Source organism: Pseudomonas putida, assembly GCF_002741075.1.
Classification (GTDB): domain Bacteria; phylum Pseudomonadota; class Gammaproteobacteria; order Pseudomonadales; family Pseudomonadaceae; genus Aquipseudomonas; species Aquipseudomonas putida_T.
Window position 1 is genome coordinate 5,411,170 of the sequence record NZ_CP016634.1, and the last position, 12,360, is coordinate 5,423,529.

At 60.8% G+C, this 12,360-nt stretch carries 16 protein-coding genes and 1 tRNA gene; 9 read left to right on the forward strand and 8 right to left on the reverse strand.

Features of this window, described 5'->3' with window-relative positions:
* The first annotated feature begins 57 nt into the window (after window positions 1-57).
* Complete coding sequence (locus tag IEC33019_RS25320; protein WP_070090771.1) at window positions 58-1,293, forward strand: methyltransferase; 1,236 nt, start codon at window positions 58-60, stop codon at window positions 1,291-1,293.
* Between the two features lie 223 nt (window positions 1,294-1,516).
* On the opposite strand, the gene mdtI is transcribed toward IEC33019_RS25320, so the two are convergent.
* Both mdtI and IEC33019_RS25330 read right to left on the reverse strand, forming a co-directional pair.
* Window positions 1,517-1,834, reverse strand: a complete 318-nt coding sequence (mdtI, locus tag IEC33019_RS25325) for a multidrug/spermidine efflux SMR transporter subunit MdtI (protein WP_070090772.1) — start codon at window positions 1,832-1,834, stop codon at window positions 1,517-1,519.
* The gene (locus tag IEC33019_RS25330) at window positions 1,828-2,187 is read right to left on the reverse strand and encodes a multidrug/spermidine efflux SMR transporter subunit MdtJ (protein WP_070090773.1); all 360 of its coding nucleotides are present in this window, start codon (window positions 2,185-2,187) and stop codon (window positions 1,828-1,830) included. The genes mdtI and IEC33019_RS25330 overlap by 7 nt, the downstream gene beginning before the upstream one ends.
* 448 nt (window positions 2,188-2,635) lie before the next feature.
* Between IEC33019_RS25330 and IEC33019_RS25335 the strand changes: the two genes are divergently transcribed.
* From IEC33019_RS25335 to IEC33019_RS25370, 8 genes are all read left to right on the forward strand, one after another.
* Window positions 2,636-3,217, forward strand: a complete 582-nt coding sequence (locus IEC33019_RS25335; RefSeq protein ID WP_070090774.1) for a hypothetical protein — start codon at window positions 2,636-2,638, stop codon at window positions 3,215-3,217.
* Window positions 3,218-3,226: 9 nt separating this feature from the next.
* Window positions 3,227-3,433, forward strand: coding sequence for a helix-turn-helix domain-containing protein (locus IEC33019_RS25340; protein ID WP_043211003.1), 207 nt, complete (start codon window positions 3,227-3,229; stop codon window positions 3,431-3,433).
* A gap of 18 nt (window positions 3,434-3,451) precedes the next feature.
* The gene (locus tag IEC33019_RS25345) at window positions 3,452-3,832 is read left to right on the forward strand and encodes a hypothetical protein (protein WP_070090775.1); all 381 of its coding nucleotides are present in this window, start codon (window positions 3,452-3,454) and stop codon (window positions 3,830-3,832) included.
* Between the two features lie 21 nt (window positions 3,833-3,853).
* Window positions 3,854-4,102: a hypothetical protein gene (locus IEC33019_RS25350; RefSeq protein WP_070090776.1), complete on the forward strand. Its 249-nt coding sequence runs from the start codon at window positions 3,854-3,856 to the stop codon at window positions 4,100-4,102.
* An 87-nt stretch (window positions 4,103-4,189) separates the two neighbouring features.
* Window positions 4,190-4,265: transfer RNA gene (locus IEC33019_RS25355), tRNA-Thr, on the forward strand.
* A 622-nt stretch (window positions 4,266-4,887) separates the two neighbouring features.
* Entirely contained in the window at window positions 4,888-5,247 is a 360-nt protein-coding gene (locus IEC33019_RS25360) for a hypothetical protein (protein WP_099594215.1), read from the forward strand.
* 501 nt (window positions 5,248-5,748) lie between these two features.
* Complete coding sequence (locus IEC33019_RS25365) at window positions 5,749-5,997, forward strand: hypothetical protein (RefSeq protein WP_099594001.1); 249 nt, start codon at window positions 5,749-5,751, stop codon at window positions 5,995-5,997.
* Complete coding sequence (locus IEC33019_RS25370; protein ID WP_099594003.1) at window positions 5,994-6,290, forward strand: hypothetical protein; 297 nt, start codon at window positions 5,994-5,996, stop codon at window positions 6,288-6,290. Before IEC33019_RS25365 ends, IEC33019_RS25370 begins: the two co-directional genes overlap by 4 nt.
* An 801-nt stretch (window positions 6,291-7,091) precedes the next feature.
* On the opposite strand, the gene IEC33019_RS25375 is transcribed toward IEC33019_RS25370, so the two are convergent.
* The 6 genes from IEC33019_RS25375 to IEC33019_RS27580 are packed head-to-tail and all read right to left on the reverse strand — an operon-like array spanning window position 7,092 to window position 12,358.
* Window positions 7,092-8,063, reverse strand: coding sequence for a hypothetical protein (locus IEC33019_RS25375; protein WP_099594005.1), 972 nt, complete (start codon window positions 8,061-8,063; stop codon window positions 7,092-7,094).
* A complete protein-coding gene (locus tag IEC33019_RS25380) occupies window positions 8,036-8,746 on the reverse strand; it encodes a hypothetical protein (RefSeq protein WP_099594007.1) in 711 nt (236 codons plus the stop codon). The genes IEC33019_RS25375 and IEC33019_RS25380 overlap by 28 nt, the downstream gene beginning before the upstream one ends.
* Complete coding sequence (locus IEC33019_RS25385) at window positions 8,743-9,288, reverse strand: DNA-binding protein (RefSeq protein WP_099594009.1); 546 nt, start codon at window positions 9,286-9,288, stop codon at window positions 8,743-8,745. Before IEC33019_RS25385 ends, IEC33019_RS25380 begins: the two co-directional genes overlap by 4 nt.
* On the reverse strand, window positions 9,285-10,205 hold the full coding sequence (locus IEC33019_RS25390) for a hypothetical protein (protein WP_099594011.1): 921 nt from the start codon (window positions 10,203-10,205) through the stop codon (window positions 9,285-9,287). The genes IEC33019_RS25385 and IEC33019_RS25390 overlap by 4 nt, the downstream gene beginning before the upstream one ends.
* Window positions 10,202-10,732 (reverse strand): DUF4376 domain-containing protein, encoded by a 531-nt coding sequence (locus IEC33019_RS25395; RefSeq protein WP_099594014.1) that lies wholly within the window; start codon window positions 10,730-10,732, stop codon window positions 10,202-10,204. The genes IEC33019_RS25390 and IEC33019_RS25395 overlap by 4 nt, the downstream gene beginning before the upstream one ends.
* Window positions 10,733-10,744: 12 nt before the next feature.
* On the reverse strand, window positions 10,745-12,358 hold the full coding sequence (locus IEC33019_RS27580; RefSeq protein WP_172959811.1) for a phage tail protein: 1,614 nt from the start codon (window positions 12,356-12,358) through the stop codon (window positions 10,745-10,747).
* Window positions 12,359-12,360 lie beyond the last annotated feature (2 nt).

Genomic DNA, 12,360 nt, shown 5'->3' on the forward strand with positions numbered 1-12,360 from the left:
GCGTAGCCTGCGATGGAGCGTAAAGCGCTCCCCTTCCAACAGCGCTACGGTGCTTGAATGCAAACCACCCCTTTCCTCCAAGGCCCTCACCTGCTCGAGCGCTTCCAGGCCCTCGACCACTTCCTGCTCCAGCATCAGCACCTGTGGCGCCCGCGCCCCTTCACCGCACTGCATCTGGACTGGGAGACCCAACTCCCCGAACTTTCTACCTGGCTGCGCCAGCGCACCCTGGAGCAGGCCGAGGCCGTCCAGCAGCATCCCGAGCAGCTTCAGGCGCCAGCACCCTTCGCACAACTGGCCGCTCAGGCCGTGCAGTTGTCTGCGCTGGGCGAGCTCCCCGATGCGGGCCTGCATCCGGCCGGGCACCGCCTCGACGTCAATGTCCCAGGGCGCAAATGGCAGCAGATCGAAGCCTTCACCCGCCGCCTGGCCTTTCACCGGCCCACCGCGCACTGGCTGGACTGGTGCTCAGGCAAAGGCCATTTGGGCCGACGCCTGCTGCAACCCGGCCAGCGACTGACCTGCCTGGAATACGACACCGAACTGGTTCACGCGGGAAGCGTCCTGAGCGAACATCACCAACTGCCCGCCACCCATGTGCAGCAAGATGTGTTGGCACCCGACAGCCAGCGACACCTGGACACTGGCAAGAGCGTCGTTGCCCTCCACGCCTGTGGCGAACTGCATGTGCGGCTGCTGCAGTTGGCCAGCCAGCAAGGCTGCCCACAGATCGCCGTCGCACCCTGCTGCTATAACCGTATCCCGGGCAAGACGTATCAGCCGATGTCTTCGGCGGCCCGCGCCTCGGCCTTGGCATTGAGTCAGGAAGACCTGGGGCTGCCGTTGAACGAGGCAGTGACCTCCAGCGCTCGAGTCCGGCGCCAGCGCGACATCTCGATGGCCCGCCGCCTGGGCTTCGACCTGCTGCAACGTCAGCAGCGCGGCATCGACGAATACCTGCCGACACCCTCGTTGCCAGTCAATTGGCTGGACAAGACCTTCGAGCGCTATTGCCGCGACCTGGCCGAGCTTCGGCAAGTCGAAATACATGAGGCGCCGGACTGGGCTGCGTTGGAGGCCGCCGGCTGGCAACGACTGGCCCAGGTACGCAACCTGGAGCTGTTGCGCAACCTGTTCCGCCGCCCGTTGGAAATGTGGCTGGTGCTGGACCGCGCCCTGTTCCTCCAGGAGCACGGCTATGACGTTCGCATGGGCGTGTTCTGCGATTACCCGCTCACGCCCCGCAACCTGCTATTGCTCGCAGAACGCGACAGATCCGCGCAGCACAGTTGACAGCCTGTGGATAACTCTGTGAACAAGCTTGTGATGAATATCACGAAAACTGGGATCAAACCGCTATTTCAGCGTGTTCGCTAATTCCAGACAGTGAACCAAAACCAGTAAAAACAGGCCTTTGCGCAAAGACCGGCGGATAAGTCAAGTGGCATGCCTTTCGCGCAAGTCCGGCATGCCACTTGTGCATAAACGTGCCGGACATGCGTCGATCGCGTTGTTTTCAGGCCATTTTCAATAGGCTCATACCCACCAGCAGCAAGGCCAGACCCAACCATCCGCGCCCCGCCAGACGCTGACCAAACAGCGCCCACCCCATCGCTACGGTCGCCAGGATGCCAAAGCCACCCCAGATGGCGTAGGCGAGTGAGAGTTCGATGTCCTGAACGGCCTGAGCCAACGCCGTAAACGCTGCCAATACACTCAGGATCGACGCAAAACCCAAGCCCTTGCGACGAAAACCGTCCGAATACTTGAGCAGCAGGTTGGCCAGCACTTCCAGCACGATGGCCAAACCCAGCCAGGCAAAGGGGATCAGCATGGCAGGCCCTCCACTTCGCGTGCAGCAGGCTTGCTGCGGGTACCGGCCTTGACCAGCAAGATACCGGCGATCATCACTGCCAGGCCCAGCGCCTTGGTCCAGCCCAGGCTTTCGCCCAGCCAGGCGACGCTGACCAACGTGATCAGGACGATACCGATCCCTTCCCACAAGGCATAAGCCACGCCCACTGGCACACGCTTGACTGCAAGCGCCAGGAAGAAATACGACAGACAGATCATGACGTACATCACGGCATGCCCCAGGACGGGGAAATGTGTGGCGGCGAGTTTCATCGACGCCGTGCCGATCACCTCAGTGGTGATCGCGACGAACAAATAAATCCAGGAACGCATGGTGCCCTCCCATGGGCGACAGCGGCCGAGCGCGCAGGCATCAGCACGAAACACAACGTTTAAGACTGCAGGTCGAGGGAGGGGCTAGAGATCGCCGGTCCAGTGACGCTCACGGGAAACCAGGCGGGAGGTGGAGAGGAGCTTGAAAGCTTTACCGTTCAACATAATGAACACAACATTAGCTGAGCTGATCGAATAAGTCAAAACGATAGACTGAGACTAATGAAATATCCCGCTGCTAACAGCTTTACCAGGAAAAAGCCCCGTAAAGCCTGCTGAAAGGTTCGTAAATTATATTATTCATTCGTTGAAAAACCGCCGCCGCTCATGGGTTGATCACTTCCCTGCGACAAAGCGTCGCCAGATTAGTTAAATCACAATTAATTATTGTATTGCGATAATTTATCGCAAATAATCCGCCCCGTTCATCACTGTACGGAGGCACCCCATGAATGACAGCAGATCAGTGGCCTACGCGCGTTCGCGCTTGCGCATCATCGGCGTGTTCGCCGCTTTCCTTGCCTGGGCCACCGGCGCGGTCGAGCTTTTCGGCACACCGCTGCTCTGGGTCTTTGACTATCCCGACACGGTCGCGGCCTACCTCCAGGGCCACGGCACCAACATGCCTTTGCTGCTGGAAGATGGCTACCAGCCCTCGAAGCTGGCCATAGGCCTGGTAATGGCGCTGGAGATGATCCCGACCGGGCTCTCGGTATTGGCCCTGCTGCTCACTGGCCTGTTCTTCATACGCCTGTCGAAGGGACATACCTGGAGCCAGGCCAACATCCGCATGCTCTGGCAGGTTGGCCTGCTGTGCATCGGCACACCCCTGCTCTGGCCGGTGATCGACACCTTCCAGGGCCTGGCCCTGGCCATCGACCTGCCCGCCGGGGAGAGAAGCTTCGTCGTGTCGATCGGTGTATCATCCGAGGCTGTCTACGAGATCATGAAAGGCATCCTGCTCTGCGCCTTCTCGCTGCTCATGCGTGACGCCAAGACCATCAGCGATGAACACAACTGTTATGTCTAGCCGCCCTCTATGCCGATAATCATCCGCCTCGACGTCGTCATGGCCAGGAACAAGATCCGTTCCAAGGACCTGGCGGAAATCATCGGCATAACGGAAGCGAACCTGTCACTGCTGAAGAACGGCAAGATCAAGGGTTTCAAGATCGAGACCCTCGAGAAGCTGTGCCGTGCGCTGAATTGCCAACCGGGCGACCTGCTGGAGTTCAGCGAGGAATGATCAAGGACCGTTGTACCCGTGGACACCCCATACCAACGCTTCGCCACCCTGGTGCTGGCGAGCCTGCTGCTCGGCGGCTGCGGCCCCTCCTATACGTATAGGTATACGCCACCGCCCAGCCCCCATGGGCTCGATTGCATCAACAGCTGCGCGATGCAACGCAATCACTGCAAACAACTGGCGCGCCTGGAAGAACACAACCAGCGCGCCCTGTACCAGGCCGAATTGAGGGCCTACCAGTACTGCAAGGACAGCAAGCCAAACAAGAACACGCGTCACAGTTGCCCTTACCCGAGCTATTCATTTGCCAGCACCGCTGGCTACGATTGCCAACGTGACTACGACAGCTGCTACATGGCCTGCGGCGGCACCATCCAGCGCATTCTGAACAACGACTGACCCAGAACGGACTTAGACAACGTGATCCAGACCAAGCCCTTCGCCCTGCTGTGCTGCGCCCTGGCCCTGAGCGGCTGCGCCAGCAACACCTACTCGCCCAAGACCTCGTCCCTCGACTGGGACATGCCCGGCATGCAATTGGGCGGCGACCGAGGCCTGCCCCTGCGCGCCGAAACACCCTGCCGCAAGCGCGGCTGCGACAACGACAAGCTGTTCTTCAACCCCGCCCAGGCCGAGCCCAGCGTCAACAGCATCCACCGCGGCTGGTAGGAAAACTCTGCTTTCACGGCAATGGCGTAACCTATTGGAAGGAATAGGTTTACACGCGCCAACCGATCGCTATAATGACGCCCCATTGCCGGTATAGCTCAGCTGGTAGAGCAACTGACTTGTAATCAGTAGGTCCCGGGTTCGATTCCTGGTGCCGGCACCATTCAAATCAAGCGGTTGCGTGCGTTTGCTCAGGCTGTTTCAAGCCTATGCGTAACAACGCACGTAACAAGCGACCTCCTCAAGGCCACCGTGGCCGATCGCAGGCAAGCCAAGGGCTCGTATGCGAAGGGGTGAGTAGTAGCAGTATCGCGGTGTGATAGGCCGGGTTTTTCGAGCCGTCGCTGTGTATACGCGTCATACGAAACGCCCCCCTGCACGTAGCAAAGCAAAATTTAGGTTGACCCCTAAAAAGCCTGTCAGATTTGTCAGATGGATATTCTTACCTCTGTCTAACCCTTCTATCTCAAGGCCTACAGCGTTTTCATGTAGTGTCAGAAAGGTGTCAGCGGGGTGTCAGAACCTGACAAAACCACTGTGTCAGATTCAGCTTTCTCAAGTCATTGATTTATAAGGCTTTTTATTTAGGTCTGTCAGATTTGCCACGACTTTCCCAGTTCGTTGTCAGATCGCAAACCCAGTAAATACGCGGCCTCCAGCCGATTTCCTGACAGATATCCATGTTCTGACAGGGATTTGGGGGTCAGCCTGAAAAACCTTTCATGGGGCACCCCGAAGCTATCCTTCAAACTGCCCCGCGTAGCGAATTGATCGAGAGCATCAGCATGCGCAAACCAGCGACCCAAGCGGCACTGCCCATCATCGAAGTCATCCAGTCCGGCAAGGCTTGGGAGGTGCACTGGGACTACCAGGAAGCGCCTGAGAGTTCGATCCTGTTCAAGCGCCGCGAGTACCTGGACGGCTACATCGATGGCGCGATGGACGCGATCGGTATCTCACCTGAGAAGGTGGCGTGTGCAAGTGCTCGTACCGGATCCGTGAAGCGCCTGACTGAAGCGCAGGCGCAGCAGCTGCGGCACGCCCTGGACCGCCTGCTAACCCCAGTCGTCGCCAAGGAGTTCCAGCGCCTGAAGAAGGAAGCCAACCTTCCCCACCTGCGCTTGGTGGCAGCTCAGCAGGACTGAAACCCTGTGAAATGCTGACAGAACGCCGGGGCCCCACCGCATGGGGGCTCCAGGCGGATCAGCGTTCGGCACTTGGTGCGATCTGCACCGGCTCAAATGACCATGCCCGAAATGAAAAACCCGGCAAAAACGGGATTTTTTCGCAGACACCCCACGGATTACGTGGCCTACAGCCGACCTGCCCGCACCACTATCCCGCCGCAAAGTGCAACCACGCCTGCACAATCTGTCATTTCCTTTCACAGTGTGAAATGGCCGCCCCCTTGCCAGAGCCCACAGACGGCGCTGCCTGCAGCATGCATTGCACCCCACCGCTGGTTTGCACTATTTCGCGACGCAAAGCCCGTCGGCGGGAGGGGGATAAGTGATTTTGCGCCCGGATTTTTTTTGCCAGCCTGAGTTTTCCTGGCGTCATCCGCGTGCAGCTCGTCAGGCCCCCCTAGGCAATGGCCTACTTTAGAAATACTGTATACAAATACAGTTAGTTTCGAGGATACCTCCATGAGCGACAAATGCTCCACGCCGATCTCAGTCCAGGAGTGGTATCAGTTGCTACACGACACTGCTGCCCTGCTCGAGGCACCAAAGCATCACCACCGCGAATTGCTGCACCAGGCGTATGCCTTGCGCGATGCGCATGTGGTCGATGCCAACACCCTGGCCGAGATGCTGGAGCTGGCAGACGAAGCCCTGGCGCATGCTCACGATGTACATGCAGAACAAGAGTGGTCGTCTGGAGATAGGGTATGAACGTTCTCGTAACGCCCATGCGGCGCTGCGGTGTCGAGCTGTCGAAGCAGGAGCGCCGCGACTATCGTGCCGTGAAAGGCGATGTCTACGTGCAATGCATCCATGACCAGCGGATGGGACGGGCGACCAATCAAGCCTATGTGAGGCCGAACATGCCAATGGATCCCGAGCCCCTACCGCCGCTGTACGACGCCAGATTGTCTGGCATGGCCACGCTGGGGTTCGTGTTGAGTGGGTTCGAAGTGATCGACGGCTGCGCTTATGCCCAATCCTGGTGGTGCAGACTGGAATAAAAACAGGGGCCGAGGCCCCTGGAGAAATTCACCCATCCCACTTATCAAAAAAGTGATCAGTGATGAGAAGCATGTAATAGATCGCTTTTAAACAACGAACTACCCATTCGGGTAGGAAACGCTCAACAATGGCTTTCATACTATCAGCCTAGTCGACGCCAATTTCCGTCCTTGGATGGTTTCCTACTGAGCCAACCTCCTCTGAAGACGCTGAGCGCCATATTTGGCACAAATATCCCTAAATAATCCTTACACGGAAAATCTCAGGATTTCACACTTCAGGGGCGTTAGAGGACCGTTAGACCTGGTTGACGACCGTGTCGGGCACCGATAGCCTTCAAATTCTCACGTTTGAAAGTAGCACCCGGCTCAGCAGTTGAGGCGAGAATACCACGAGTCTTTCCCTTGTGGAGTCCCGCCAGAGAGCCATCAAAGGCCCGCCATCGTGCGGGCCTTTCTTTTTGGTGGGATCGGGAAAGCTTTCTGCCATCACCATACTCTTGCCAACCCCAGAAAACTCCCTACCCCAGGGGGGGTCGTATTACTCTCGAGTGATACGCTCGCGATTTACATTTTGTTACAATTTCCCAAAAAGCACGCACTCGAATTTTGCGTCTGGCGCAGAAGTTGTGCCAAAGGAACTGCAAAGTTACACCATCCGCTTTGCGCTAAATGGTAAACACCATACTCAAACATACCGAACAAAACTGGCAGATATCCGAAAATGGATACCAAAAGGATACCCAAAAGATATCCAGAGATATCGTTTGATATCCGCTTTATCACAACAACGTAAACGCACTACAGCGTAACCGCTTTCAGCTTCACCGACAGTTGTAGAGCTGACGTACCAGCCGTAGCAAACGCTGCCGCGTTGTTCGGTGCCGGACTGGCGCCGTGGACATGGCTGGCCAACTGGGCGTTCATCTCCTGCACCAGGTCGAGCAGGTCACACAGCACCTGGAGCACGTTCACCCCCTCTGATCCGAGCCATGTCTTGGGCGCCTGCAGGCGCTGGCTTACGCCTACCATGCTCTCGCGCAATCCCTCGATCCGCTCCTGGACGTCGCCGCCGATCGTCGCGTTCAGCTTCTGCCCCACTACCAGGTTCAGATCGCGCCCGGTGGCCTGGTGCAAGTCATCGATGGCCGCCAGGCTCGCGGATCCACCGGTCAACAGCTTGAGGGCGCCCAGGGCCTCGATCTTCTTGACCCCACCCACCGACTCGGTCGAATGGTCGTCCACGTTGCTGGTGTGACTCTGGTACTGCTCGCGGTTCTCCAGGGCCTCCACCTCGCGCTCGATCGCCTTGTCCTGGATCTTGCCATCGGTCTGGCGCAGCCAATTGCCGTCGGCATCGACACGCTGCTGGCAGGCCTCGCTGTGCTGCCACAGCTGGTCGCCTTTCGGCACCCGGGGCAGGCTCAGGCCGTGGGCCAGGATCTGCTGGATGAAGGGCTTGTGCGGCAGGCCGTAGGCGAAGGACACCACCACGGTGGTGCCCTCCTCTGGGAAGCCGAACATGCCGGCCTCCTGTCCGCCCATGGGCGCCGGCAGCGGCACGCCGGTCAACACCGGCAGGGCCGGGTCAGGTTCGCCGTCCGGCAGCAGGATCTCCACATCCACGCCGTAGCGCGGGCGGAAGTCGTCGCACAGGCCTGGCGCCGCCGGCGCATCCGGTACCGCGACCACACGGCCAAAGCGCGGCAGGTGGTAGCCGCCAGTCAGTTCAGGGAATTGCCGCTCTACGCTGCGCTTGATGGCGTGGTCCATCGGATGCTCATCTGGTTGCCGGCCAGCGTCACGTTGGTGATCCGCTCGCCCTGGTTGATCGTTGCACCTGGTCGCAGCCCGGGAAGGGCCGAGATCGTGGCGCTCTGGTTGCCCTGGTAGCCGTCGAACAGCTCGATCGGCAGCTGCAGCGGCGCCCGGGCGCCGAAGAAGCTGTCGGCCCAGCTGCCGGCGAACACCTCGCCGTCGCCCTGCTGCTGCCAGATGAAGTCCGGCACGCTGAACACCTTGGCCAGGTTGTCCATCGCCTGGTAGCCGCCGCCCAGGCTGTAGAAGTACGGCGCCTTCACCTGGGCGTAGGCCTGCGCCGGGACGCGGAAGCGCAGGCCAGTCTTCTGGCTGATCGCCTCGAGCACGGCCTGCAGGCTGACATGACGCAGGTTGAGCGGCAGCGGTGCCTCGAGCACGGTGGCCAGCTCGCGGCAGAACAGGATCTGCTGCTGGCCGTTGACCGCCGTGCTGCGCTCCACGTAACCAATGAAATGGCGCTGCAGCTGGCGTTCGTTGTAGCCGATGTCGAGGGTCACCAAGCCCTTCACTGGGGCGCCGGCCTGGACGGTGAACGAGGCCCGCCCGGGATGTCTGAGCTGCAGCCGGACCTCATCCTGGATCAACGGCAGCACCGCGCCGGCGACGGTCAGCACCTTGTGGAGTTTCATGCTCATGATTTGCTGCCCAGCCAGTCATCCACCTTTTTCAACGTGGCCTCAAAGCCCGTCATCTCCTGCGGCTTGCCACTGTCACCACCGCCCTGGCCATCGCCACCGACCGCCTGCCCGGGGGCGGATTGCGACGTGGTGCCGTTGCTCTTGCGTCGGCCCTCCACCCGCTCGGGGTTCGACAGTTTCTCGGACAGGGTGAACTGGACGACCCATTGAGCCAGCGTATCGTCCTCCCGTGCGCTCACCCCTTCCGCGAACTGCACCTGCCTGATCCCGAAGGCTGCGGCGGTGTCATTCACGACGCGGTAGGTTTTCAACTGCCCGCCGCCGGCGGTGCCCTCGGCCAGGCGCATCAGGTCGCGCAAGTTGGCCGCGTCCTTGTACGGGATCATGAGCGAGACGGTCAGGGTCTTGGGCTTGAAGCCTTTGTGCGCCTTCTCTGTGCCGCTGGTCTGGCCTGACATGTCATCGGCCTCGATGCGCAGGTTCGCGGTGACCTTCAAGCGCTTGCCCACAACCTGCTGGCCATCAAGCATCAGTGTCATAGGCCCACCAGTTCGCGGACGAAACTCAGGCCCGGGAGCGAGCCCACCAGGACGACGCCGGCGGACAACACCCATTCATGCCCCGGGGCTTCGCCCTGGAGCAGATCGCGGCGCAGGTCCTGGGCCACACCAGGGCCGATCAGGCGCGCGCGCATGCTGACCTCAGCCTGACCACCGGCGAGACTCGCCTGCAGGTCGGCCAGCTTCTGGTCGCGGGCTTGCTGCAGGGCTGATTTACGCGCCGCCAGGCCGGCGAGATCGCCCAGCGGCGAGCTGTCGGCGTAGCTCTCCAGCATGGCGATCTGGCTGGCCATCGATTGCTTGGCAGCCTTCACCACCGTGCAACGCTCCAGGGGCAGGCCACCCCAGCGCGGTAGTGCCCCCGCGCCGGGGATCACCCACTTCTCCTGCTCGAGCACCGACAAGTGCCGCGAACGGCGTTCCGTGCGCACCAGGTCAGGGATCGGCAGCAGGGCGTTGAAGCGTCCCAAGGTCTCCGCGAACTGGTCGTACCGCGTGCCCAGGAACAGCACCACCAGGGCGTACTGCTCACCGGTGGGGCGCCCGGTATCGGTGACATCGGTCAGCTTGTTGGCCAGCTGCTGCAGGAGGTTCGGCGCCGACAGGTACTTCTGGTGGCCACGTCCCTGGCCGATGCCGCTCTGGAACGGCGTCACCGCCAAGCAAGCCGGGGCCTGCCCCATCTGGCTGGCCAATGCGGCGCGCCCGGCGGCAACGGCCTGCTCAGCGATGGCCCCGACCGGCCCCGGGGCTGTGGTGGCCAGTCCGTCGAGGCCTTGCAACCGCGTGGCGGTGCTGGTCAGCTCGGCACCGGCCACGTTTTTGGCCTCGGCCAGGTCTGCCATCCACTTGGTGGCTTCCCTCGGCCACTGCATTTTCACTGGCGACCAGGTCATGGCTGTGCGCTCTCCCAGGTCACCGCCTCCAATGCATTCCAATCGGTCGCGGCCAATGCTTGATCGAGTTGTTGTTTGAGCATGTTGGCGCGCTGCAGGTGCTGCAGTTTAAAGACCGTGAAATCATCACCGACCCGGAACAACTGTTCGGCCGAGTGCAGCCTGAACTCCTTGACACCTTGCTCATCGCGACAGGCATAGAGGCTCGGCTGAGCGCGAAGCACAACGCCAGTCAGGTTCACCTGATCCTCCAGTTGGCTGCTGTAGAAGTACGCGAGGCCGAGAGCAGCAGACCAGAACCCAGCCGTAATGGCAGCTTCACAGTGCTGATTGACTTCATTGACTTTGACCGCGTACCTCTCCTCCAGGCTCACGACAGCGAGGCCTACGAAGCTCTGACCATCGTAGGTCCAGCCGGACTGGACCTCTTCGCCACAGGCGAACCATTGCAGCGAAGGGTGATAACGACCCGCCGGATCAATATCGGTTGTCTCCTGGACTTTTCCGTTTATTACCAATGCCCACATGCGCTCGCCCTCTCAGTACTCAATCCGCACCATGCCCGGAGCTCCATTGGCCCCGTTGCCATTTTCGTTACCGCCACCGCCTCCACCGCCGGGAAGCAACGCGTTGCTACCTGCGTTGGCTATAACGCCCGAGCCGGAACCGGAGCCGCCGGGGCCTCCACCATGCCCGCCGCCATAGGCGGAACCCGGAGACGTGGCGTTATCGTGACGCGTGCCGTGCGCACCGGGACCAAGGGACGTGTTGAGATCACCACCAATACCGGTGCCACCTGGGCCGCCCCACCACTTGCTCGCGCCTATACCACCAGTCGCTGAGAAGATCGCTCCGAACGAGGTGGTGACACCGTTATTCCCCTCACCAGTTGACCCTGTGCGACCGAGACCGCCGGCGCCGACGGTAATCGTGACCTCAGATATCCCGGTCAAATCGATGATTTTTTCCGCCACGCCGCCACCGCCGCCGCCACCTCCACACTTTTCGTGCCGCCCACCACCACCGCCGCCACCGATGATCGTGACCTTCGCGTACTTCACACCCTTTTTCAGGATGTCAGGCACCTGCCAGACAGAAACGCCAGGAGCAGCAAACAGCACTTGATGAGACTTCGCTGCCTGGCCGACCGCCTTGGTCGTTGCCAGGATTTCGGAGCTGTAATCAGTAACAGGATCGTCTGACTTCGCGTTAGGTAGGTTGCCCAGGTCCACGTCATCTTTGGTCGTCGCACGGGCGCGCAAGTCGGGGTAGTCGCCAACACGGGCAGCAAAATGTTGCACCAACGGGCCGCCGATCGACTCGACCGGGCGGCGATCGACCAACGAGACAGAGCTGACCAGGTCAGCGATCGGCACCAGGTAGTGCCGCACACCGGCGCTGTCAGTGTGGTCGGCCAGGCCGGCGCCGAATACCACGCTCCAGCTGGCCACCACGTCGCTCAGTTCCCGCTGCAGGGCGACATCGAGCCAGGCGGTAGTCGGCAGTGCCGGCGGCGCGATCGGCAGCGGCGCATCACGTTGTACGCGGATCCCTTCGACGTAGGCAGTGCCTGGCTTGATCTGGTACTGGCTGCCGACCTTTTCCACCTGCAGCGCGCTGCCGAAGAAACACGCCCGTCCGTAGACATCGCGGTTGCTCAGGCGCTCGCGCTCGTCAATGCCAGCCAGGCGCACGGTGAAATCGTGCTGCCAGGTGCTGGCGTCGATCGTGATGCCGGTGAGCGCCTGGGCGCCGTCGTAGGCCACCAGGAAGTTGCGGGTGATGTTGTTGCCCAGCTGCAGCGGCGGGATGTTGCGGCGCTTTTGCTGCAGCGGCACATAGGCCACGGCGAACAGCACGCCTTCGGCAGTCTCCAGGCCGATCCAGTTGAAGTCCCAGTCGCCCACATCGGACCCGACCTGCAGGCTGTACACGACCTGGTTCGGGTTCACAAACCCGGCGTTGCTGTCGGGGATGTCGGCGGTGTAGACGATACGGTCAGGCGCAGGCTTGCCGGCGGCACGGTCCACCGGCCCGGAAGAATCCAGCCCGGGCACGTTGGCGAAAATGAAGCGCTGGACGTCCAATGCCTCCCGGTTGACTTGCTTTTGTGCGATCAGGCTTTCGCCTGCAAGGGTAATGGCGGCTCCCACGG

Coding starts and splice junctions, on each gene's coding strand:
- IEC33019_RS25320 (WP_070090771.1), top strand. CDS start 58: ATGCAAACCACCCCTTTCCTCCAAGGCCCTCACCTGCTCGAGCGCTTC.
- mdtI (WP_070090772.1), bottom strand. CDS start 1,834: ATGCTGATCCCCTTTGCCTGGCTGGGTTTGGCCATCGTGCTGGAAGTG.
- IEC33019_RS25330 (WP_070090773.1), bottom strand. CDS start 2,187: ATGCGTTCCTGGATTTATTTGTTCGTCGCGATCACCACTGAGGTGATC.
- IEC33019_RS25335 (WP_070090774.1), top strand. CDS start 2,636: ATGAATGACAGCAGATCAGTGGCCTACGCGCGTTCGCGCTTGCGCATC.
- IEC33019_RS25340 (WP_043211003.1), top strand. CDS start 3,227: ATGCCGATAATCATCCGCCTCGACGTCGTCATGGCCAGGAACAAGATC.
- IEC33019_RS25360 (WP_099594215.1), top strand. CDS start 4,888: ATGCGCAAACCAGCGACCCAAGCGGCACTGCCCATCATCGAAGTCATC.
- IEC33019_RS25365 (WP_099594001.1), top strand. CDS start 5,749: ATGAGCGACAAATGCTCCACGCCGATCTCAGTCCAGGAGTGGTATCAG.
- IEC33019_RS25370 (WP_099594003.1), top strand. CDS start 5,994: ATGAACGTTCTCGTAACGCCCATGCGGCGCTGCGGTGTCGAGCTGTCG.
- IEC33019_RS25375 (WP_099594005.1), bottom strand. CDS start 8,063: ATGGACCACGCCATCAAGCGCAGCGTAGAGCGGCAATTCCCTGAACTG.
- IEC33019_RS25380 (WP_099594007.1), bottom strand. CDS start 8,746: ATGAGCATGAAACTCCACAAGGTGCTGACCGTCGCCGGCGCGGTGCTG.
- IEC33019_RS25385 (WP_099594009.1), bottom strand. CDS start 9,288: ATGACACTGATGCTTGATGGCCAGCAGGTTGTGGGCAAGCGCTTGAAG.
- IEC33019_RS25390 (WP_099594011.1), bottom strand. CDS start 10,205: ATGACCTGGTCGCCAGTGAAAATGCAGTGGCCGAGGGAAGCCACCAAG.
- IEC33019_RS25395 (WP_099594014.1), bottom strand. CDS start 10,732: ATGTGGGCATTGGTAATAAACGGAAAAGTCCAGGAGACAACCGATATT.